The 18,556-nt window shown below is 59.9% G+C and carries 15 protein-coding genes and 1 pseudogene; 6 read left to right on the forward strand and 10 right to left on the reverse strand.

What is annotated here, in order from left to right:
- Positions 1 to 242: 242 nt before the first annotated feature.
- Positions 243 to 1,352 (reverse strand): FAD-dependent monooxygenase, encoded by a 1,110-nt coding sequence (locus EB835_RS19890; protein WP_135811153.1) that lies wholly within the window; start codon positions 1,350 to 1,352, stop codon positions 243 to 245.
- A gap of 98 nt (positions 1,353 to 1,450) precedes the next feature.
- Here EB835_RS19890 and EB835_RS19895 point away from each other — a divergent pair, with 98 nt between their 5' ends.
- The gene (locus EB835_RS19895) at positions 1,451 to 2,044 is read left to right on the forward strand and encodes a TetR/AcrR family transcriptional regulator (RefSeq protein WP_135811154.1); all 594 of its coding nucleotides are present in this window, start codon (positions 1,451 to 1,453) and stop codon (positions 2,042 to 2,044) included.
- A gap of 195 nt (positions 2,045 to 2,239) precedes the next feature.
- Here EB835_RS19895 and EB835_RS19900 read toward each other — a convergent pair whose 3' ends face one another.
- The 3 genes from EB835_RS19900 to EB835_RS19910 form a co-directional block, all read right to left on the reverse strand.
- Entirely contained in the window at positions 2,240 to 3,577 is a 1,338-nt protein-coding gene (locus EB835_RS19900; RefSeq protein ID WP_240688883.1) for a Glu/Leu/Phe/Val dehydrogenase dimerization domain-containing protein, read from the reverse strand.
- 51 nt (positions 3,578 to 3,628) lie between these two features.
- Positions 3,629 to 5,530: a S9 family peptidase gene (locus EB835_RS19905; protein ID WP_205749992.1), complete on the reverse strand. Its 1,902-nt coding sequence runs from the start codon at positions 5,528 to 5,530 to the stop codon at positions 3,629 to 3,631.
- A gap of 83 nt (positions 5,531 to 5,613) precedes the next feature.
- Positions 5,614 to 7,482, reverse strand: coding sequence for a S9 family peptidase (locus tag EB835_RS19910; protein ID WP_168216808.1), 1,869 nt, complete (start codon positions 7,480 to 7,482; stop codon positions 5,614 to 5,616).
- Positions 7,483 to 7,825: 343 nt separating this feature from the next.
- On the opposite strand from EB835_RS19910, the gene EB835_RS19915 reads away from it, so the two are divergent.
- Both EB835_RS19915 and EB835_RS19920 read left to right on the forward strand, forming a co-directional pair.
- Positions 7,826 to 8,227 carry a hypothetical protein gene (locus EB835_RS19915; protein WP_135811157.1) on the forward strand — a complete coding sequence of 134 codons (402 nt, stop codon included), beginning with the start codon at positions 7,826 to 7,828 and terminating at the stop codon, positions 8,225 to 8,227.
- A gap of 37 nt (positions 8,228 to 8,264) precedes the next feature.
- On the forward strand, positions 8,265 to 8,738 hold the full coding sequence (locus EB835_RS19920; protein WP_135811158.1) for a hypothetical protein: 474 nt from the start codon (positions 8,265 to 8,267) through the stop codon (positions 8,736 to 8,738).
- 521 nt (positions 8,739 to 9,259) lie between these two features.
- On the opposite strand, the gene EB835_RS20730 is transcribed toward EB835_RS19920, so the two are convergent.
- Entirely contained in the window at positions 9,260 to 9,454 is a 195-nt protein-coding gene (locus tag EB835_RS20730) for a hypothetical protein (RefSeq protein ID WP_240688884.1), read from the reverse strand.
- A 171-nt stretch (positions 9,455 to 9,625) separates the two neighbouring features.
- Between EB835_RS20730 and EB835_RS19930 the strand changes: the two genes are divergently transcribed.
- Positions 9,626 to 11,722 carry a prolyl oligopeptidase family serine peptidase gene (locus EB835_RS19930; protein ID WP_205749993.1) on the forward strand — a complete coding sequence of 699 codons (2,097 nt, stop codon included), beginning with the start codon at positions 9,626 to 9,628 and terminating at the stop codon, positions 11,720 to 11,722.
- Positions 11,723 to 11,909: 187 nt separating this feature from the next.
- Here EB835_RS19930 and EB835_RS19935 read toward each other — a convergent pair whose 3' ends face one another.
- Positions 11,910 to 12,494 (reverse strand): class I SAM-dependent methyltransferase, encoded by a 585-nt coding sequence (locus EB835_RS19935; protein ID WP_135811161.1) that lies wholly within the window; start codon positions 12,492 to 12,494, stop codon positions 11,910 to 11,912.
- Between the two features lie 124 nt (positions 12,495 to 12,618).
- The gene (locus EB835_RS19940; protein WP_135811162.1) at positions 12,619 to 13,206 is read right to left on the reverse strand and encodes a TetR/AcrR family transcriptional regulator; all 588 of its coding nucleotides are present in this window, start codon (positions 13,204 to 13,206) and stop codon (positions 12,619 to 12,621) included.
- A 94-nt stretch (positions 13,207 to 13,300) separates the two neighbouring features.
- Between EB835_RS19940 and EB835_RS19945 the strand changes: the two genes are divergently transcribed.
- Entirely contained in the window at positions 13,301 to 14,353 is a 1,053-nt protein-coding gene (locus EB835_RS19945) for an NAD(P)-dependent alcohol dehydrogenase (protein ID WP_135811163.1), read from the forward strand.
- 17 nt (positions 14,354 to 14,370) lie between these two features.
- Here EB835_RS19945 and EB835_RS19950 read toward each other — a convergent pair.
- From EB835_RS19950 to EB835_RS19955, 3 genes and pseudogenes are all read right to left on the reverse strand, one after another.
- Positions 14,371 to 14,982: pseudogene (locus EB835_RS19950) on the reverse strand (hypothetical protein); the annotation flags it as partial.
- A gap of 294 nt (positions 14,983 to 15,276) precedes the next feature.
- Positions 15,277 to 15,435 carry a hypothetical protein gene (locus tag EB835_RS20360; protein WP_168216810.1) on the reverse strand — a complete coding sequence of 53 codons (159 nt, stop codon included), beginning with the start codon at positions 15,433 to 15,435 and terminating at the stop codon, positions 15,277 to 15,279.
- 130 nt (positions 15,436 to 15,565) lie between these two features.
- Complete coding sequence (locus EB835_RS19955; protein ID WP_205749994.1) at positions 15,566 to 16,420, reverse strand: CPBP family intramembrane glutamic endopeptidase; 855 nt, start codon at positions 16,418 to 16,420, stop codon at positions 15,566 to 15,568.
- A 779-nt stretch (positions 16,421 to 17,199) separates the two neighbouring features.
- Between EB835_RS19955 and EB835_RS19965 the strand changes: the two genes are divergently transcribed.
- The gene (locus EB835_RS19965) at positions 17,200 to 18,354 is read left to right on the forward strand and encodes a tyrosine-type recombinase/integrase (protein WP_168216811.1); all 1,155 of its coding nucleotides are present in this window, start codon (positions 17,200 to 17,202) and stop codon (positions 18,352 to 18,354) included.
- Positions 18,355 to 18,556: the final 202 nt, after the last annotated feature.

Here is an 18,556-nt window from a genome sequence, read left to right on the forward strand (position 1 = left end):
CTGTATCGGTGGGAGACGTCGCCGATATCGTAGTTACGGACCTCGATCCGCGTGACTGCGACGCCGAGCAACTCAGGAATATGCCGGTGTCGGGGACTCTGATCGCCGGGGAAGCCACACACTGGTCGATGTGATCTGTGACACGTCGATCAATCGTGAAGATTCTGCTCGGGGGTCAGGAGCTTTGGTTTCAGCGCAGAAAAGTAGATGGTCCGTCTTGCCCACTGTATGCGTGTTGAGCGTCAGGCACTTTGCGCAGCGCGTAGCCGTGCATTGCGCTTGTCGAGCTCTTCCTGGGTGGCTGGCACGAGCAGATCCCCGCCGTCGGCAGCGGTGTCCTGCGCGCGGACTACATGCGGGCGTTGCACTGTTTCATAGGTGTTCAAAGCGCGCTCAAGTTCCCAGGGATAATCGCTGAGCGCTTGTGCAAGATGAGATGCTCCAAGCATGGCGAGCGAAAGGCCGCGACCGGAAAGCGGGGACGGGCAGTATCCAGCGTCACCGACGAGGACCACACGCCCTCGATGGTATGTATCCATGTGCACTTGGTTGACGGAATCAAAGTAGAAGTCAGGATCAGCTTCGATGGCATTGCGGACTATGGGTATGAGCCACTCATCGTGGCCGGCGAGCTCCTCAAGCGCCAGTTGCTTCTGTGCGCTGGGGTCGTGGTAATCGTAATCAAGCCACTCTTGCCGAAAGTACATCGCGGCTGTGACGTGGCCGCCGTACGGTGCCATGGAAACCATGTGATCCGGCCAGGAGTATGTTTTGGCGTGACGGTCACTGACAGTTCCGCTCGGAACGCGAGCAAGCGCGATGTACATCCCGAGGAACTGCCTGAACTGAGTCTCGGGGCCGAACACCAGTCGACGAGTCAATGAGTGGACCCCGTCGGCGCCGACAACTAGGTCAAATGATTCGCGGCGCCCGGAGACGAATTCAACGCCAACCGATTTTCCTCGATCATCGATCGTTTCTATTGAGTCATTGTAGATAACGTCGACGTTTTCACCCAGGTGTTCGAGCATGATCTGGACGAGGTCGGGACGTTCGATCTCGATGTCGTCAACGGAGTCACTGACATCGTCTCCGGGTAACGGGGCGATCTCGCTGCCATTCGCGTCGACGATCGTCATATTCTCGCTTAATCCCGCGCGCGAGGCTTCGAGCGCAGGCAGGATTCCCATTGCCTCTGCGACCGTGATGGCCTTGCCTCGAATATCGAGGGGAGCCCCTGTGTCGCGGATATAGGGTGCACGCTCGACGATCGTAATGTCGTGTCCAGCGCGGGACAGATTTATAGCGGTGCTTAGGCCGGCAAACCCGGCGCCGGAGATGAGAGTTTTCATGTTGTCTTCCTTTCGGGCGGCTCCTTACGACCAATTAATAAGATACCATAAGGATCTTAAATTCATGGCATGATGGTCTGGACCTGGAGGAGGTGGCTATGAGTGACGATTTTGTTCCGCGCCGTCGGCGGGGCAAAACCCTCAACCGGGCTCTACTTGAAGCGGCATGGGAAGAGCTCGTGACCAAAGGCTATGACGCGCTGACCTTTGACGCCGTCGCGCGTCGAGCTAGCACGAGCAAGCCCGTCGTCTACCGGCGATGGACAACCAAATATGAGCTTGTGGCGGCAGCCGCGAGAGATGTGCTCGATCGCTTGCCGATGGAAGAACCTGAGACCGGGAATCTTCGTGATGATGTGATCGCTTTTCTCCGCCAGGCTAGTGAGCGTCGTGCGCCGGTAGCTGCACTCGCAATTGCACAACTAGCGGGAATGTATCGGACGACTGGAACGACCATCCGGGATCTCGCCGTCCGGCTCGGTACTCGCGACGGCGGCGTGTTCGAGCGAATACTTGACCACGCCGTCGCGCGAGGCGAAATCGACCCAACCCGCCTCACTCCGCGAGTCCGGAGTATTGTGAACGACTTGTACCAGCACCATCTCATAGTATCGATGAAGCCTCTAGATGAACATGAAATCGTGGACATTGTCGATGACGTCTTTCTTCCGCTGGTCCGGCCGGCGACGTGAGAGCACTATATGAAAGACTGCGCGTGGAGCCCGGTGATGTCGTCGTTAAACCATCGATGACGCATCTTAAAGCCCTCTATGCATTGGTCAATGCTGGAAAGCTCCGTGGTGGGTCGTGGGGTTGTGCAGTCCACGCGTTTCGCTGATGATGCTATCCCGGCGCGGGCAAGAGCTCATTTTGAATGGGGGAGCATCCTAGCCATAGATGGTATCGAGGCAGGTCCGGTAGGCGTTCTCTGTCGGAGTGATCCCGAGCGCACGCGCCTGCAACAGGTTCTTCCGAGTACGGCTCGGAATCGTCTCTTCAATCCGACGGTATAAGGTTCCGGAGGAAGCTTTCGTGCCATTGACGTACTCTTCGGCGCCGCACATGACTCCTGCTGTGTTGTGCCACCACTCTGTCTGGAAGAAGATCCCGCGATCTGCCAACAGCCTCGCTAGGCGCTCCTCCTCGGCTTGATTAGTCGCTTTCAGCTGGTTGTTCGCCGGGCCGAACACGTAGCGGTACCGAAGCTTGGCGATTGTCTCCTCATCGAGCAGCCCGCCGACGGCTGCCGGGCATAGGATATCGCCATTGAACCCGAGCGCGTCATCGATGGCGATCGGCGCGACTCTTCCATCGGGGTGTTTTGCAGTGAACCTCTCGACCCGATCCACATCGAGATCTGCAATATGCAGGTCGCCTCCAGCTTCGTGAAGCATTTCCGCTAGCGTCCAGCCGACAGCGCCGAGACCAATGACAACGATGCTGTAACCGTCCAGTGCACTGTTACCCTCATTGAGGCGGAGTACCTCCTGTAGAGCGAGAAATGTGCCGTATGCTGTCGGCCTCCCCGTCTCTCCCAGGGGCGAAGCTGGTCCGCCTGTGAACTGAGGGGAGTAATGCTTGTTGATGATGTCAGACATCGCAGTCGGGAAGTTCATATCCGGACCGGTGAAGGTTCTACAACGATCGACCGCGAAGGCGAGGAACCCAATCGATTCCAGATCATTCAGCAGTAGCTCGTCCATTTGTACGGTCGTTTTGGAACCGCCGAAATCAAGGCCAGCCGCGATGTTCTTGAAGCTCATCGCCCGGCTGAGATTGAGCCCGTCAATGACAACATCGATCTCGTCCTCTTCGCGAGTATGCCGTCGGATACCTCCCGCGAAAATGGCGTGTCGACGGTTACGCAGACCGAGTTTGCGGCTGTGTTGGTGGCACATGAAGCGAATATCACGCCCAGCATGGTAATAGGCCTCGATACCGGCATGTCGGCCTTGCCGTAGCAGGTCAAGTATCTGGTTGAGATATTCTGCCAATCCATGATCGGCGTAGAGATTGAGTGTCTGGCGCGTATTCAAAGCCAGCCCGTCCCTAGTTCTTAGGCTTGAGACGTCGAAAGCCTCGCCATAATCTGAGAAACTCTGATTGGGTTCCCATTCACGACCAGCCGACATCAGGTGCTCACCGGTCCGCCAGTCGTATTGCAACTTCAGAGAAGTGAGTCCGTTCGCGGCCAGCGGAGCGAAGAGACTGCGGGTCATGTCCATGATGGTCCTTTCGGGTAGGGGTGGCTACTGTGAGCGGGCACGACTTGTGCGTCACCGAGTTCCTGCGGTCGAACCGAGGAAGTCGATGATGCGATGCATCAAGTCGATGGTTGCATGGCGCGACTCAATGTGGTGGCCGTCCTCGGGGTAGATGACTAGCGTCGAGTCGCGTCCTTGGTGGCCCAGCGCTTGGTGGAATTCCATTGACTGGGTTGGTGGTGCCGTGAGGTCCCCGGCTCCGGCGATGTTGAGTACGGGCCCGTTTACCTGATCCGCGAAGAAGACCGGACTCCTCGTGAAGTAGTATCCGTTCGGATTCGTCACCTCGTCTCCGAGGAAGGTTTCGGCGAACCGTGTGAGGTTCGATGAGAAGTGAAGACTGCACCAATTAGTTGCCGGTGCCATCACGATCGCTGCTGTGAAGTCGGTGGTTTGAGTGATCGACCACGCGGCCATGAAACCTCCATAGCTTCGGCCGGCCACAGATACACGAGATGGATCGGCTACGCCACGGTTGACCATGGCGCGCACCCCGCTAGTGATATCCGTGGTGTCGGCGCCGCCGATGTCACCGCGCACGAGTTTCGCGAACGATTGTCCACGACCTCCGCTGCCGCGTGGATTTGGGTGCAACACGGCGAATCCGGCGGCGACAAGGAGTTGAGTCCAGCCGTAGATGAGGTGCCACGAAGTCCGATATGCCGCGACCGGGCCGCCGTGGATTAGTACGAGCATCGGGTGCGGTCCAGGCGTGTCCGGAATCGCCAGGAGGCTCTCGACCTTGAGGCCGTCGGGCGCATTCCAACGCTCGATACGGAGCGACCCTCCGCGTTTCACAAGTTCGTCGGTCCCCTTATTCGCCGTATCGATTATTCTGCGTTCGCCGAAGGGGCCGAACAGGGTAAGAGCCGGCGGTTCGTAATAGGAATGGACTACCGCTGCGAAGCTGTCGGCTCCGGCTTCCGTCAGCGGTTCAACCGCAGGATACCAGTGCCCGCAAGTACGTTCCTCGGTCGCCCATACTGGGCGCCACGATCCACTTAGACTGATGACTCCCACGACCGTTTCGAGGTTTCGCTGTCCCGAGGCGAGCAGTGATGCGTTGTCGCGCCATGCAAGCGAAGTGATGTCCACGTCATCGGTGAGGACGTGCTCGACCTGACCGCTTTCGAGATCGGCCAGCATCACGTTTCCGGCCACAAGACCGCGGTCGCTACAGAACGCGGCGATACAGGCGACATGTGTCCCGTCCGACGACCCGCGGACGAAGCCAAACTGGCCCTCGGGCATCTCAAGTTTGCGCGCCGCGGTCCTCACACTGAGTACGACGACCTGTGCGTCGTACCACGCGTTCTCATCCGGCCTGTCGGAGGCAATGGCCACGACTTCATCGCCGGCCCAGTCAGCCTCCCAGATATTGACCTGCTCAGGTGAGAGCAGTTGGGCGGGCTCGTGGGTTTCGACATCGAGCACCCAGAGGCGCCGCCATCCCTGTGTCTCTATCGTCCGTTCAACCCGAGGTGCGGCTTCGCCGACGGTCCGAATATCTGGCGAGGTGCCACCATCGTCTCCTTTTTCGTCTCCTGGCACAACAGTCGCCCCGTTGGCAGTGGATCGGTGTGCGCCAGGCTCGGCGACGCGCGCCAGCAGACGCGAACCGCGAGCCGAAAACCGTACGTCCTCGATAATTCCCTGAAATCGGTACCGTCGGGTGGAGTTCGTCGTGATGGCACGCACCGCGATCTCAGAATCACCGACGCAGTATGCGAGCAGGTTCCCATCACCTGACCACGTTGGGCGTACGCCGGGCTCCAACCGAGTCAGCTTCCCTGTCTCGACATCAATGATGTAAACGATATGCTGTCGACCGTGCTTATTTTCTGCTGCAACCTCGATTGAACACGCGATGCTTGTGCCATCGGGAGAGCAGGTGACGTCCGTGACGTCTCTCATCGTGCCAGGGCCGGGACAATGCAGGTGTTCGATGAGCGTGCGGATCGATGCGTCGTCGATTTGTGGAGATTGTCGGCGGGACATCACGAGCGTTTCACAGATTCGGCGTGTCCGGCCAAGTCGTTCGTCTCGGGCGTGGACGTATCGTGCAGTAGGTAGCGTTGGAACCAGTCGAGAAGCGCTTTATCCTGTGCCAGGCGTATCGGAGCTGGCCCTGTTGCGTCGGCGATATGGTTGCCACCGCGGATCATCACGAGCTCGCTGATGCATCCTGCGTCCAGCAAGGCGCGTTGGAACGCCTCAGCCTGGCTGAGCGGACATCTCAGGTCGCCTTCGCAGTGCAGCATAAGCGTCGGCGTGACGGCGTTCGTCGCATAGGTGAGAGGAGAACGCATCCGCATAAGCTCCCCGACTTCGGCCGGGGTGCCGCCGTGCTGCGCCTGCCAGACGTCTGGCAGGTCACTAGTGTAGTAAGCCATTGTGAAGTCAGTGATCGCTGATTCGGCGACGGCCGCAGCGAAGCGGTCACTATGCCCGACGATCCAACTCGTCGCGAGGCCACCGTGGGAGGCCCCCCAGACCCCTAGTTGTTCGCCGTCGGCGAGTCCGCGCGAGATTGCCGCGTCAATCGTGGCCATATGATCCGGAAAGCCTGCGCTGCCCCAATCATCGCCGATTGCGTCCATGTGCTCCTGCCCGTACCCTGCCGATCCACGGAAGTTGGAGAACATCACGCCCATCCCGTATGAGGCCAGCATGCGAAAATCGAAGCGGAACGCGTAGCCAACCGCGGTGTAGGGGCCGCCGTGAATGTGCAGTACGGTCGGTAGCGGACCGTCGGAACCAGCCGGGCTAAGGAACCAGCCCTCGAAATCGTGCCCGTCGTGCGCCGTGACGTCCAAGTGATCCACCTGAATCGCAGGCCAACGCTCGAGCAGCTCGCTGTTGAGGTGGGTGAGTTGCCTCTCAACGTTGTTTGAGTCGACGAGAAACAGTTCGGTCGGTTGGAAGAAATCAGTTCCCACGTACAGATGGCCGACGTCGGGATTCGCATCGAGCAGGATGCAGCTGCGATCCCCAGTGACCACCGGTATACATTCAATCGCCCCCGCCAATGAGACGTCCCAGATCTCGACCGCTCCGCCCTTCTGTACCGTGATGCTTGCGCGGTCTTCGGATTCGACGACCAGACCGCCTGTGGAGACTAGGTCCCAGATCGGACCGTCTTGATAGATCCGCGGGCTGACATGCCAAGGGCCTACCGGGGTACGCCGCTCCGGAGTTGCCCCGGGAGTTGTGACCCAAAACGCCATGTTCGTCATCACTCGCCAGTTCGCTTCCGCACCGACAAAGGCGATCCGTTCTCCGTCGGGAAGCCAGGCCGCCGACTGACAGCCACCCCAGGAACCGAGCACGTCCTCCACCTCGCCTGAGACCACGTCTACGCAACGGAGGGTGGGGAATCCGAACAGCGCGCCGTCTTCGTCGAAGTTCGCTTGAAAGAGGATACGATTGCCCTGCGGAGACCATTGTGGCTCAGTACACTGGAACCGGGCGGAGCCATGAACTAAGGTGCGCTGACTGTTGTCTTCAATGTCCACGACACAGATACCGAGCGACATGAGATCGATCGGCCCAAAGCCCTCAGCTCGGTGGACCCTGCTGGTGATCCTGACCACGGTGTCATCCGGTTGCAGCATGGTGCCGGCTGACACCGCAATTTGTCGGCCGTCCGGTGACCATGATGGTGCGCCGGCGACGAGAGTGCCCGGCTCTGTGACAGCGCGGGGAGCTTGGCTGCCGTCTACCGGAACGATCATGAGCGCCGGCACGGGGGCGGCTTGGTAATAGGCGACCGTGCGGCCATCGGGCGACCAACGTGGGGACATCGCGATACTGGTCTCATCCGTGAGCGCGTGCCGTTCTCCAGATTCCAGATCGAGCAGCCACAAAGTGCAAGAGTCCGAGAGATCCGAACGGTCGCTTGACGATACAGTATATGCTGCGTTTCTTCCGTCCGGAGATAGGCGTGCATCGCGTAGGAACTGCAGCTCGAGGGCATCCTCGGGGACAAGTGACATTGATAGACTCCTACATCGGTTGGGGTGAATAACGAGTGCCCTCATCATCTCCGAGAAGACTCACTGGCTCCACCGACGAATGTCCGAATCAAGTCAGATCGCGTCCGACAATGATCGAAAACACTGATCCGAGATTCCGTCGACCGCAGTGCGTATTGAGCTGGAGGGGGAGTCAGAATCGTCGCAGCACAGTAACAAGAATGGAGCTACAGCTATGTTGATCCCCGAATTTATGTCGCCCGAACATGTTGCGCAGATGAACGATCGTCTCCGTGAGTCCACCGAGCTACTCGCGAACGTCACCTCGTTAGGGAGAAGGCGGGCGCTGACGTATCGTCTCGAACGCGCGCCGTCGGGCATCGAATACTGGACATTCGAGGCATCCGACCATGGAGTCAGATTCATCTTGGGTGTACCGACTCTGCCTTCAGACGTTACTTTACACACGAGTTGGACGACGGCGATGCAGGTGGCTTTGGCGGAACGGGAAGGACGCGAATTGCCGACGCCCGAAGTCGAAATCACCGGCGATGTCGCAGCCCTGGCAGTTCTGCAACCTGTATTGGAAGCCGCCCGAAGCATCGCGACAGTCGAAACCCGGATCCCCGAAGTGTGAAGTGTGTTGTCGGAGGTGACCTGGATATGCTCTCGGCATGGCTTCGAAATTGCAATACGTCGCTGAAGACCTCGCACGCAGACCACAGCGGTCGGTGGCATCGACGACACACGGCTGCGGCTTCTCGCTTACAGCCCGCATTCAGTCCCCAGTCGATCCTTCAGAACAGTTCCATCAGGAGGTCGTGGAACTGGTCTACACCAGTGCCGATGAGACGAACGATCCATTTGGCGTGACCACGCGTACGGGGCTTGGAACGAACGAATCGGGTCTCGGATTCCGCATCGTCCACGAGAACGTGCTGTGTGGGTTCGTCTGGGGCCTCGCCTCCGAGAGCACCGTAGACGACGAAACCCATCAAGCTCTGAAACAGTCTGCGGACGCAACCGCCATTATCCTCCATCGGGAGCATTTGATGGCAGGAATCGACCGGGAACAAGAGTACCGGCTCGTTTCGAAGATGATCGGCAACGACAGCGAACGAGAGCTTGCGTCAGCCGAAATCGCCTAGGAAGGCGAGTTCGTCTCCCGAACATTCAGGAAGACCGCCTGCGAGTTCGATCGCCCAACGCACCTCACCACTGAGGAGTGAAGGCTCGCGCTCTCATCCGCACTCGCGACTATGAGGAGCACGCTGCCGGCCCGACATACTCTCTCTGGAATGTGGCGGTGCTGTCTTGATGCTCGTCTCGGACATCGCCAGCGCCCGCTCCCGCGACAAAGTGATAGAATCGCCAAAAAGCTACGAAACGTCGTGACTGAGCACACCGATGAGTGTTGCCGCGTCGGCGTCGGCCGATCTTAAAGCGAGCTTGACGAAGCTTGGCACCCTTACGAAGAGGCCCGGCGCGCGATCCGAGCCTCGTGCCGCGTTACCGACCTCGGTACGGTGGTGTGCGTGGAATCAATTGGTATCTACGACCACGCACTCAGATACCGTCAGAAGTCCTCACCGCCGCGGTCCCTACTGGTCTCAGTGAGCCAGGGAAACGCGAGAATGTCGGCGACTCCTTACTGACTACGCTCGAGACGTTATTGAGCTGTGGAGGTAAAGTTAAGGTCACCTCCGAGCAACTCTACATCCAACGCACGGGTTTCTACTACCGACTTCGTCGGGTTCAGGCGGTTGCCGGTCTCGATCTGAATCGCGGCGACGATCAACTTATCGCACACCCAAGCCTCAAAATCATCCGCCTCACGGAAGACGACTGACCCGTAATTCGTCAATTGTCGAGCGTAGCCGGAACATCATGCTACGGAGATAGATAGCCGATGCCTTCTTTGTTCGACAGTGTTGAGAGGACGGACAACCCGTCGAGCCCCAGCCACCGAAGGGCGACGAACCAGGACCAGCGTAGATGGAGGTCTAGAGTGAATACACAGGAATTAGATGCTCGAGTGGAGGACATTGATGAACTACTTGCCGGAGTACGGTTCTCCGATCCATACCGATGGTTGGAAGGCGCGTCAGACGATGTCCGACGCTGGCAGGACGAGCAGGAAAAACGAGTAGAGCAGTATCTTGCCCCCTGGCCGCATACCAATGCGCTGCGGGAATCCGTGGCCAGACACAGCACTCCGCGTTTTGCGGAGCTGCCGGAATGGGCAGCTGGGTTGTGGTTCCGAAAGGTTTCTTCGGAAGACAGTGAGGGCGTTCGTGTAGTTGCCAGCAGCGAACCACTCGGCCCCGGCCGCGTGCTCTTCGACACAATAGAGAATAATGAAACCCGCCCCCCTCACGTTTCTTGGATCGCCCCGTCGCCAAATGGAAGCACACTCGCTCTGGGAGTGTGCTTCGATGGAAGCGAGCAGAACACGATCCGCCTCATCGATGTCGTTTCGGGGCACGAACTACCTGATCCTCCCACGCAGGTGTTAATGGATCACTGGACCTGCGGCGTAGCTTGGCTTCCCGATTCCTCCGGCTTCTACTTCAGCGCTATCGAGGGAGAGGCCACGGCTTTCGACCAGAAAATCTTCTTCCATCGTCGCTACGACGTTGCGCGGACAACGGAGGTGGAAATCCCCGAGCCCGAGGCCCCCGACTACCGAGTCGTCACGGTGGCACCCGACGGCCGGTACGCAATCCTGCTCGAGGGGATACCCCGACCGCGCCCGACTGCGATCGCCGCTCTCGACGAACCTGGCACCGTCGAAGAGGCCCGTGGGGAATCCCCCGCCGAGACACCGATTTGGAGGCCATTCGTCCGAGGTTTCGACGGTTCGGTCGCCGGCCACCCTGTCGGGGACGAGTATATCGCGATGGTGACTGATCGGTGGTCCCCTCGTGGACGGGTTGTTGGGATCTCCCTGGACTGTAGCGAGAGCGCCTCGGACCCGACCGAATGGCGTAGCGTGGTCCCGCCCTCCGAGGCTGTCATCCAGTCCGTGCAGCCTGTCGGAAACTGCCTCTTTGTGACGGAAATGGTAGGCACCTATGCCCGGATCCGAATCGTCTCGCTAGATGGGGAGTTACTCGGCGAGGTGCCACTGCCCGATCGTGGTGCGGTCGGTGTGCCTCCATTTGCCATGCTGGGTGCGGTCAGGCGAACCCATCCCACAGATCTCTTCCTAAGCTTCACGTCGCTCACCCAGTCGTGGGTACGTTACAGGTACGTAATCGCAACCGGGGAGCTCGAGGCGTTAGATCAGCCTGCTGCTACGATCGAAAACGCGGTTGTCGAGGATCGCTGGGCTACCGCATCGGACGGAGCGCAGGTGCCCTACCATTTGGTGCATCGAGCCGACGTCTCGCTCAGCACCGTGCAACCCGTGCTCATTTCCGGGTATGGTGGCTTCAACACTCCGTGGGTGCCGCAGTACCCCGGGCCGATCGCAGCCTTCGTCGAGGCCGGGGGCGTGTTCGTACACACGCACCTGCGTGGGGGCTCTGATCTAGGCTTTGACTGGTGGCAGCAGGGCAGAATGCAACAGAAGCAAAACTCTTTCAACGACGTCTACGCCGTTGCTGAAGATCTCATCACTTCGGGGGTGAGCACCCCTGAGCTCATGTCTCTCACAGGGGGATCGAATGGTGGTCTGCTCGCCGGAGCAGCGATCACGCAACGACCAGATCTCTGGCGAGCGGTCGTTCCGAGGGTGCCCTTACTCGACTTATTAGGGGCCTGTCGAGACGCCTATGGGAGGATGGTGATCAGCCAGGAGTATGCCGACCCCGAAGACCCCGATGAGGTGCGAAGGCTCGCCGGCTTCTCGCCTTACCAGCTCGTAAGGAAGAGTGTCCGATATCCCGCCGTGTACGTCGTCGCCGGGGCAACAGACCCCCGATGCCCGCCGTGGCACGCCCGCAAATTCGTCGCTCGCATGCTGTCCGTCGGCGGAGAACGGCCGGTGCTACTAAGGATCTGGGACGACTCCGGCCACGGCGCAGCGAACAATCGGGAAATCGCGATCGCTAGTGATACCGAGTGGTTGGCGTTCGTGATGCGTGAGCTCGGCATGCAACCAGCCAGCGAAGTGCCATTGTCCTGCTGACGCCGAGGGAGGGACTGATGCAAGGACGCAAGGAGAGGTGGCATTGATACTGGATGAATGGGAGATCCCGGTGTGGCCCACGGTATGCCTGGCCCACCCCTCAGTGGTGGTGACGTTCGCTTGATCTAACCACCGTGATGTCGCCTGGTTACAACATTTATCAGACACGCTGTTGCGGTCGCCCTGTTCAGAGGGCGAGAGCGTGACCCGTTGCAGGAGTGAGCGGGCGCGCGGACTCGATGAGAGTCATGTGCCATCGACCCGCTCGACGATCAACTGCGTGCACCCCTGTCTGTCCGATCTTTCTGAGAGAAGCCATCACGGCTTCGGACTGATCGGCTGTTATCCCATGACCGGGTCTCTTGAGCGCTCGTTCCGCGATGACCAGACGCCCGCCGGGTGCCAGAGTGCGCACAAGCGCAGACAGTCCGCGATCGCGGTCGTCCCAGTGATGCATGGAGGCGATCGACCAGATCAGGGTGAATGAACCCTCGTCGAAGGGCACATCCTCGGCCCCGGCCACGCGAACATCGGCTTCGGGGACCCGCCGGCGCACCATTCTCACGAACGTCGGAGAGGGGTCGATCGCGAAGACGTCGGCGGCACCCACACGTTGTGCGGAATAGGCCACGGCACTGCCAGCTCCGCATCCGACGTCGAGGACGCGATCGCCCGGGCCGGGGGCGGCGTAGTCGATGACAGAGTTGGCCGCACGCGAATTGCGCGTGAACAGCCCATAGACCTGTGAAGCAATACCACCGAAGCCGGCCATTCGACTCGTCCCCTTGAGAACTCTCCGCCTTCGCGACGGACCACACTGCCGGTCAGCTTACTCGGATTCCGCGTCCGCGACCAGAGCTTCGTGCGCTGGCCGGAGGGGCGACGACGACAGCGAGTCAGTGGGGCCGCATCGCCCGGCTGACGCACTCGCGCAACAGGGCACGGCGGGAGGCGTGCACCTCGGCGGGTTCGCTGCTGTCTGCGGCATAGACACTGCTGACCGGTGACCACGCCATCGACATCGCGATGACCATCGCCATGATGTCGAATGGGTCGCCGTCGCGGACCCGGCCCGTCGCCTGAGCTGCGGCGATGGCGGCCAGTTTGTGTTCATCGTGATCATCGTGGGACTCGATGAGGTGGCCCGTCGGCGTTCGTTCCAGCCTCGTCCAGGTCGCCAGGCGGATGAGGTCCGGGCGGCGAAGGTACTCATCGTAGAGGCGCACGGCCCAATCAGCGAGGTCATCGGCATCGATGGGCGTCGTGTTGGTGATGCGGTCCAGGGAGTTGAGGAAGATCGCGTCGAAGAGCTGCTCCTTGTCACCGAAGTAGGCGTAGAGCTGGGCCTTGTTCGTCCGCGCGGCCGAAACGATCCGCTCGACTCGCGCTCCTGCGATCCCGTGCTCGGCGAACTCCCTGGTGGCGGCGTCGAGGATGCGCTGATAGGTCGCCGCCCCGCGGCGGGTCTGAGGCAGTTCGGGCATGCGCTCACTATACCAAACAGACCAGTTGGTTTGCCTCGCGTCTCAATCGGCATTACGCTGAACAGACCGAACAGTCTGTTTGAGGAGATGCGCGATGCGAACAACCATCGGCTGGCTGGCCGCCGCCCCGGAAGGGCTGAGGTCAGCACCGCTCGAGCGCCGTGAGCTGCGACCGGACGACATTGCCGTGAGAGTCGACTACTGCGGGCTCTGCCACAGCGACCTGCAGGCACTGCGTGGTCACGACGGACACTCGCCCCTCGTTCCGGGGCACGAGTTCACCGGTGTCGTCAGCGAGGTCGGGCCGGATGTGACCGCCTTCTCCGTTGGCGACACCGTCGCGGTGGGCAATATCGTTGACTCCTGCGGGCAGTGCTCGATGTGCCGGGCGGGACAGGAGAACTTCTGTCATTCGTTTCCCACCCTCACCTACGGCGGCAGGGACCGTGTCGACGGGTCGACGACTCTGGGCGGATTCTCACGGGAGTACGTCGTTCGTGAGGGCTTCGCCTACCGGCTCCCCGCCGGGCTCGATCCAGTGGCGGCTGCACCGCTGATGTGTGCAGGCATCACCGTCTGGGAGCCGTTGCGAGCACTGGAAGTCGGGCCGGGCGCACGCGTCGCCGTGGTCGGCCTCGGCGGTCTCGGTCATCTCGCTGTGAAGTTCGCGGTCGCACTCGGTGCCACCACGACCGTGATCAGCCGTACGCCGGACAAGGCAGAGGACGCCCGCCGCCTCGGCGCACACGGGTTCGTCGTCTCCACCGACTCGGTGCAGATGGCCGAGGCGCGGGAAAGCTTCGACATCGTCATCGACACCGTCTCAGCACCACACGACCTTGCGGCCTATCTCAACCTGGTCGGGATGAACGGGACCCTCAGCGTCCTCGGCTACCTCGGACCGGTCACCGTGGAGGTCACCGATCTGCTCATGGGCCGGAAGAAGCTCACCGCCGCCGGCAGCGGCGGCCGGCCCTCGACCGCCGAGATGCTCCAGTTCTGTGCAGACCACGGAGTCGTCCCCGAGGTGGAAGTGCTGCCATCGGCCCAGATCGACACAGCGCTCAGGCGGCTCGCAGACAACGACGTGCGGTACCGGTTCGTCCTCGACATGTCAGACCTGGACGGGGCTGACTCACTCGGGTAGAATCGTCCGATCGGTCCTCACAGGAGCTGCCGCAGCACGTAGGGCAGGATTCCGCCGTGGATGTAGTAGGCCTCCTCGGCTGGGGTGTCGACCCGGACCTCGGCTGTGAACTCTTTCATCCCTTCGCCCTCGCCTGCTCGCACGGTGACCTCCGAGGGGAGCTCGTCCCTGCCCTCGAGCCCAGTGATGGAGAAGACCCCATCGCCGGTGATTCCCAGACTCTCCGCCGTGTCCCCGGCGTCGAACTGCAGCGGAAGGACTCCCATGCCGATGAGGTTGGAGCGGTGGATGCGCTCGAAGGACTCAGCTAGCACCGCCTTGACGCCCAACAGGGCAGTGCCTTTGGCCGCCCAGTCACGCGACGAGCCCGAACCGTATTCGGCGCCGGCAATGACGATCAGAGGCACCTGCTCGTCGAGATAGCGCTGCGAGGCATCGAAGATGCTCATCTCCTCCCCATCGGGAAGATGCCTGGCGCCGGTGATGTCGTGGGCGGAATCGGGTTCGGCTGTCATGCCGTCGAAATAGGGCGGACGGCGGACATAGGAGGAGTCGGGCCTCCACGCGAACTTGTCACCGGCGGGCACCTCAATGCCCCTCCAGTTCTCATCGCCGGCGTAGACATCCGCATCAGCGGTGGGTAGCCTTTGCACCTCATAGAGCTTGGCGAGAGCCTCCAGGCTTCCTGATGAGATCACAAATGATCGGACGAATCGTAGGTCGGCTTCGCTTGGTTCATGTATCCATGCGGCCCTTTTTCATCAGCGCCAACTTAAATAACGATGACATCAGAGTCAACGTTATTGATTTCTGATCTGCAGGGTTGGCTGCCGATTCTGAGGCGGCTCCCTGCTGCTATCCAGCTATATTGATGAGGGGGAGAACGATGGCGGTGATGCCGATTCCGCCGATCTGTGTTGTGCTCAACCGTTTTTGAGCACAACCAAAGAGAGAATCACCGGCAGTGCTGGGTAGAGAGCGATCGCGATCATCACGGGGATTAGAGTAGCTTCACGGGTCGCATAGAGATAAGAGACCAAGGTCAGCGCGGCCAACCCGCCAACCACAGCAGCCTTGCTCAAAATCGCCCTGTGTGTGCCCTGACTCTGTAGAGAAGGGATCAACGACACTGCCGCGAGGAAAACAGCGAGAGTCAATTCCGCTATCGAATGTCGGTGGTGAGCCACAGCCGCGAGAGCGATCCAGACGGTTTCATAGGTCCAGTGTACTGATTACGGGAGTCCGCTTGGCTCGCCACGGTGCACGCACAATGTTCCCTTTCCTGTGGGCGATCAGGCAGAATACTAGGGTCAGTGTGAGACCCGCGGCGACGGTGTACAGACTCCCTTCTGGACCGAAATCCCCTCCGGTCACCCAGGGGTTGCCCGAGGTCGAGGCATCTAGCAGACCGGTGGGCGTTCCACTACCGGAAACTTCAGTCCCAAATATTCCACCGATCGCATAATTCCACGCAACATGGATACCGATGACTGTCCACAAGCTTCGTGTCGCCACGTAAGCCGCGGCGAGCATGACACCAGCCTCAACCATGATTGCAAACGCCCCCCAGAGGTCGGCGCGAGGGTTGAAAAGATGCAGCCCCCCAAACATTGCCCCCGTGCCAACGAGCGAAATCCATGTCCCCGCCACACGCTCCACCACACGGAAGATAACGCCACGATAGAGGAGTTCCTCGGTCACTCCGACTGCAATCATGAAGCCGGCAAGACCGACCGCGTTGGACGGTGAACCCAGGCCCTGGACGCGATAGCTACCGAGCAGTGCCATGCTTCCAAAAACGAATCCGGCCATAGCTAACCCAATGAGCACTCCCAGTGAGATTCGCGAAGCAAAATCGTGACCCGAGAGCTCGGCTACATTTCGCTTCTCCGAGCGCCGGACGACCCGTCGAAAAGCAACGACTGTCGCGACAGAACATGCAACTCCAACTATGAGTTGCAACCAACTGTTCGCCTCAGCAAATTGCATGATCATCCCAGATACCGCGCTTGCAACCACGACGACAACAAGTTGCGAGGCGAATACCAGTGCTTTACTTCCAATCATGATTTCCTCTCCTCAGATCGTCTGTCCGATCAGTAGAACCGGTCTGTGAGACAGACTAGGTGCCCGCGGCCGGCAAAGATTCACCCAGACGAATGCATAGTCTGTCCCTCTTTTAGGGACCGGTGGGCGTGCGGAGTTTCCCCTTGCGGGAGCTCGTGATCGTCGACCCGCTCACTCGCCTGATCCAGACCGCTACCATGTTGACTCGCCTTTCCGAGGTCCTCCCCGAACCAGTGATCAAACACACTAGAGCAGGTTCAACGGGTGTGATCTCAGCGGCAGATCCCGTGCAGCAACCCGTGTCACATCACATGATGTCAAGCCCCGGGTTTCGTAGAGGCTCCTTTTCTTGGTTTCCTAAGCAGCCGCGGAGTCTGCCGCGGACTGGTTGATCCATTCCGAACGGACCTCGAGCGGCGGTCGGTAGTCAATCGCTGAATGCAGTCTGGACTGGTTGTACCAAGCCACCCACTTCGACGTCCCAGCCATCACCTCAATCAACCCCGACCACTCCTTCCGGTCGATGAGTTCAGCCTTATAGACGGAGTTCAGAGCTTATGCCGATGTTTGGATTATGCCGACTTCCGGGGTGTTCCACCTCATGACAGCGTCACAGATAGTTCAAATGTCGGCATAACCAAAGACTGACATGCTTTTCTCCCGACTCCAGGAGAAAGGCTATAGCCATGAACCGACCAGCAGACACAGGCCTCACCGACGACTGGTGGACAGAGCTGGGGATACATCCCCGCCGCAATGGTGGTCCTATGAAACCACTGATGAGAGAGCTCATCGTGTGGCTTTCCGACCAGGGGTACGCACTCACGACGTCCCACAACATTGTTCGCGCTGCACTCCGGCTCGGCGAGTGGATGGGCCGCGACTCCATCGCGATCACCGACCTTCAACTACAAACAATCCCCACATTGGTTCAGGCCGACAACACGGCGCATCCCAGCCACAAAGTCGCGAACGAATCAACAGCGGCTGTCGAACGGTTCCTTCGCACCACCCAACACCTCTCACCAGCCCAGGACCCTGAAACACGCGGTAACGCACAGATTTGCCTATCTCAATGGTGTTCGGAGCTACGCTCAATCGGATTCGGGCACAGTTGGATCGGGAAAGCCAAAGCCTGGGCCGGCCCCTTCCTCGACCTCATCGAAGATGACAACGGCGTCTTGGACTGGGGCGTGGCGAATGCCGAGTTGATCAACGACTACGTCTTGGATTTCTCCCACCACTATTCGTCCTCAGCGACGCAATGCTTGGCCGCACTCTTACGATCACTCTTATCGTGGGCGGCGATCAACGGGCATGCGACTGTTGATAAGTCGGCACTGGTTCTGTCCGTGCATCGGTCTCCTGCCCGACTTCCTCAAGGACTTCCTGCTGACCAAGTCGCCACGCTCATCGCCTCCATCGACTCCAGCACTCCCGTGGATAAACGCGATCTGGCGATCATCGTCATGCTTACCCGCCTGGGCGTGCGAGTCGGTGAAATTGCGCAACTGACCTTAGACGACATTGATTGGCACCAACCAGCGTTGCAAGTTATCGGTAAGAACGGGAGAGTCCTCGTTCTGCCGATGCCCACGGACGTCGGTGACACCCTCGTCCAGTACCTGCGAGTCAGGCACGCCAAATCAGGTGTCCGTCACGTATTCATCCGCAGCCTAGCACCGGTGACAGCGCTGGGACGCAGCGGGATCAGCAACGTCGTGACCGCTCGCGCGAAAGCGGCCGGCCTTACCGGGGTCTATGCTCACCGTCTCCGCCATACCCTCGCCGCTGGAATATTGGCCAGTGGTGGTGATCTCGAAAGTATCCGCCAGCTGTTGGGCCACGCCGATTCCGCTCAGTCTCTGTCCTACGCGCGACTGGATGCTGAACCTTTACGAGCATTGGCACCCGTCTGGGGGCGGCTGCCATGAGCCCGACTCCGACAAATGACGACTTGTCCGAACTCGCCAATGACTACTTCGACCACAGGCACGCCCGCGGATACCAACTAGGGCGTGTCTCCTTTATTGACCATTCCAGGACTGGCACGGTGGAGACGTGACTACACAGCAACGACACCGAGTCTTCACTGATGAGCAGTGGGAGAAGATCGAACCACTTCTGCCCTCAAAC

The sequence above is a fragment of the Brevibacterium sp. S22 genome, from assembly GCF_004745485.1.
Lineage (GTDB): Bacteria > Actinomycetota > Actinomycetes > Actinomycetales > Brevibacteriaceae > Brevibacterium.

Bases quoted from the DNA above. Each gene is read 5' to 3' on its own strand.
- EB835_RS19890 (WP_135811153.1), bottom strand. From the start codon at position 1,352: ATGAAAACTCTCATCTCCGGCGCCGGGTTTGCCGGCCTAAGCACCGCT.
- EB835_RS19895 (WP_135811154.1), top strand. From the start codon at position 1,451: ATGAGTGACGATTTTGTTCCGCGCCGTCGGCGGGGCAAAACCCTCAAC.
- EB835_RS19900 (WP_240688883.1), bottom strand. From the start codon at position 3,577: ATGGACATGACCCGCAGTCTCTTCGCTCCGCTGGCCGCGAACGGACTC.
- EB835_RS19905 (WP_205749992.1), bottom strand. From the start codon at position 5,530: ATGAGAGACGTCACGGACGTCACCTGCTCTCCCGATGGCACAAGCATC.
- EB835_RS19915 (WP_135811157.1), top strand. From the start codon at position 7,826: ATGTTGATCCCCGAATTTATGTCGCCCGAACATGTTGCGCAGATGAAC.
- EB835_RS19920 (WP_135811158.1), top strand. From the start codon at position 8,265: ATGGCTTCGAAATTGCAATACGTCGCTGAAGACCTCGCACGCAGACCA.
- EB835_RS19935 (WP_135811161.1), bottom strand. From the start codon at position 12,494: ATGGCCGGCTTCGGTGGTATTGCTTCACAGGTCTATGGGCTGTTCACG.
- EB835_RS19940 (WP_135811162.1), bottom strand. From the start codon at position 13,206: ATGCCCGAACTGCCTCAGACCCGCCGCGGGGCGGCGACCTATCAGCGC.
- EB835_RS19945 (WP_135811163.1), top strand. From the start codon at position 13,301: ATGCGAACAACCATCGGCTGGCTGGCCGCCGCCCCGGAAGGGCTGAGG.
- EB835_RS19955 (WP_205749994.1), bottom strand. From the start codon at position 16,420: ATGATTGGAAGTAAAGCACTGGTATTCGCCTCGCAACTTGTTGTCGTC.
- EB835_RS19965 (WP_168216811.1), top strand. From the start codon at position 17,200: ATGAGAGAGCTCATCGTGTGGCTTTCCGACCAGGGGTACGCACTCACG.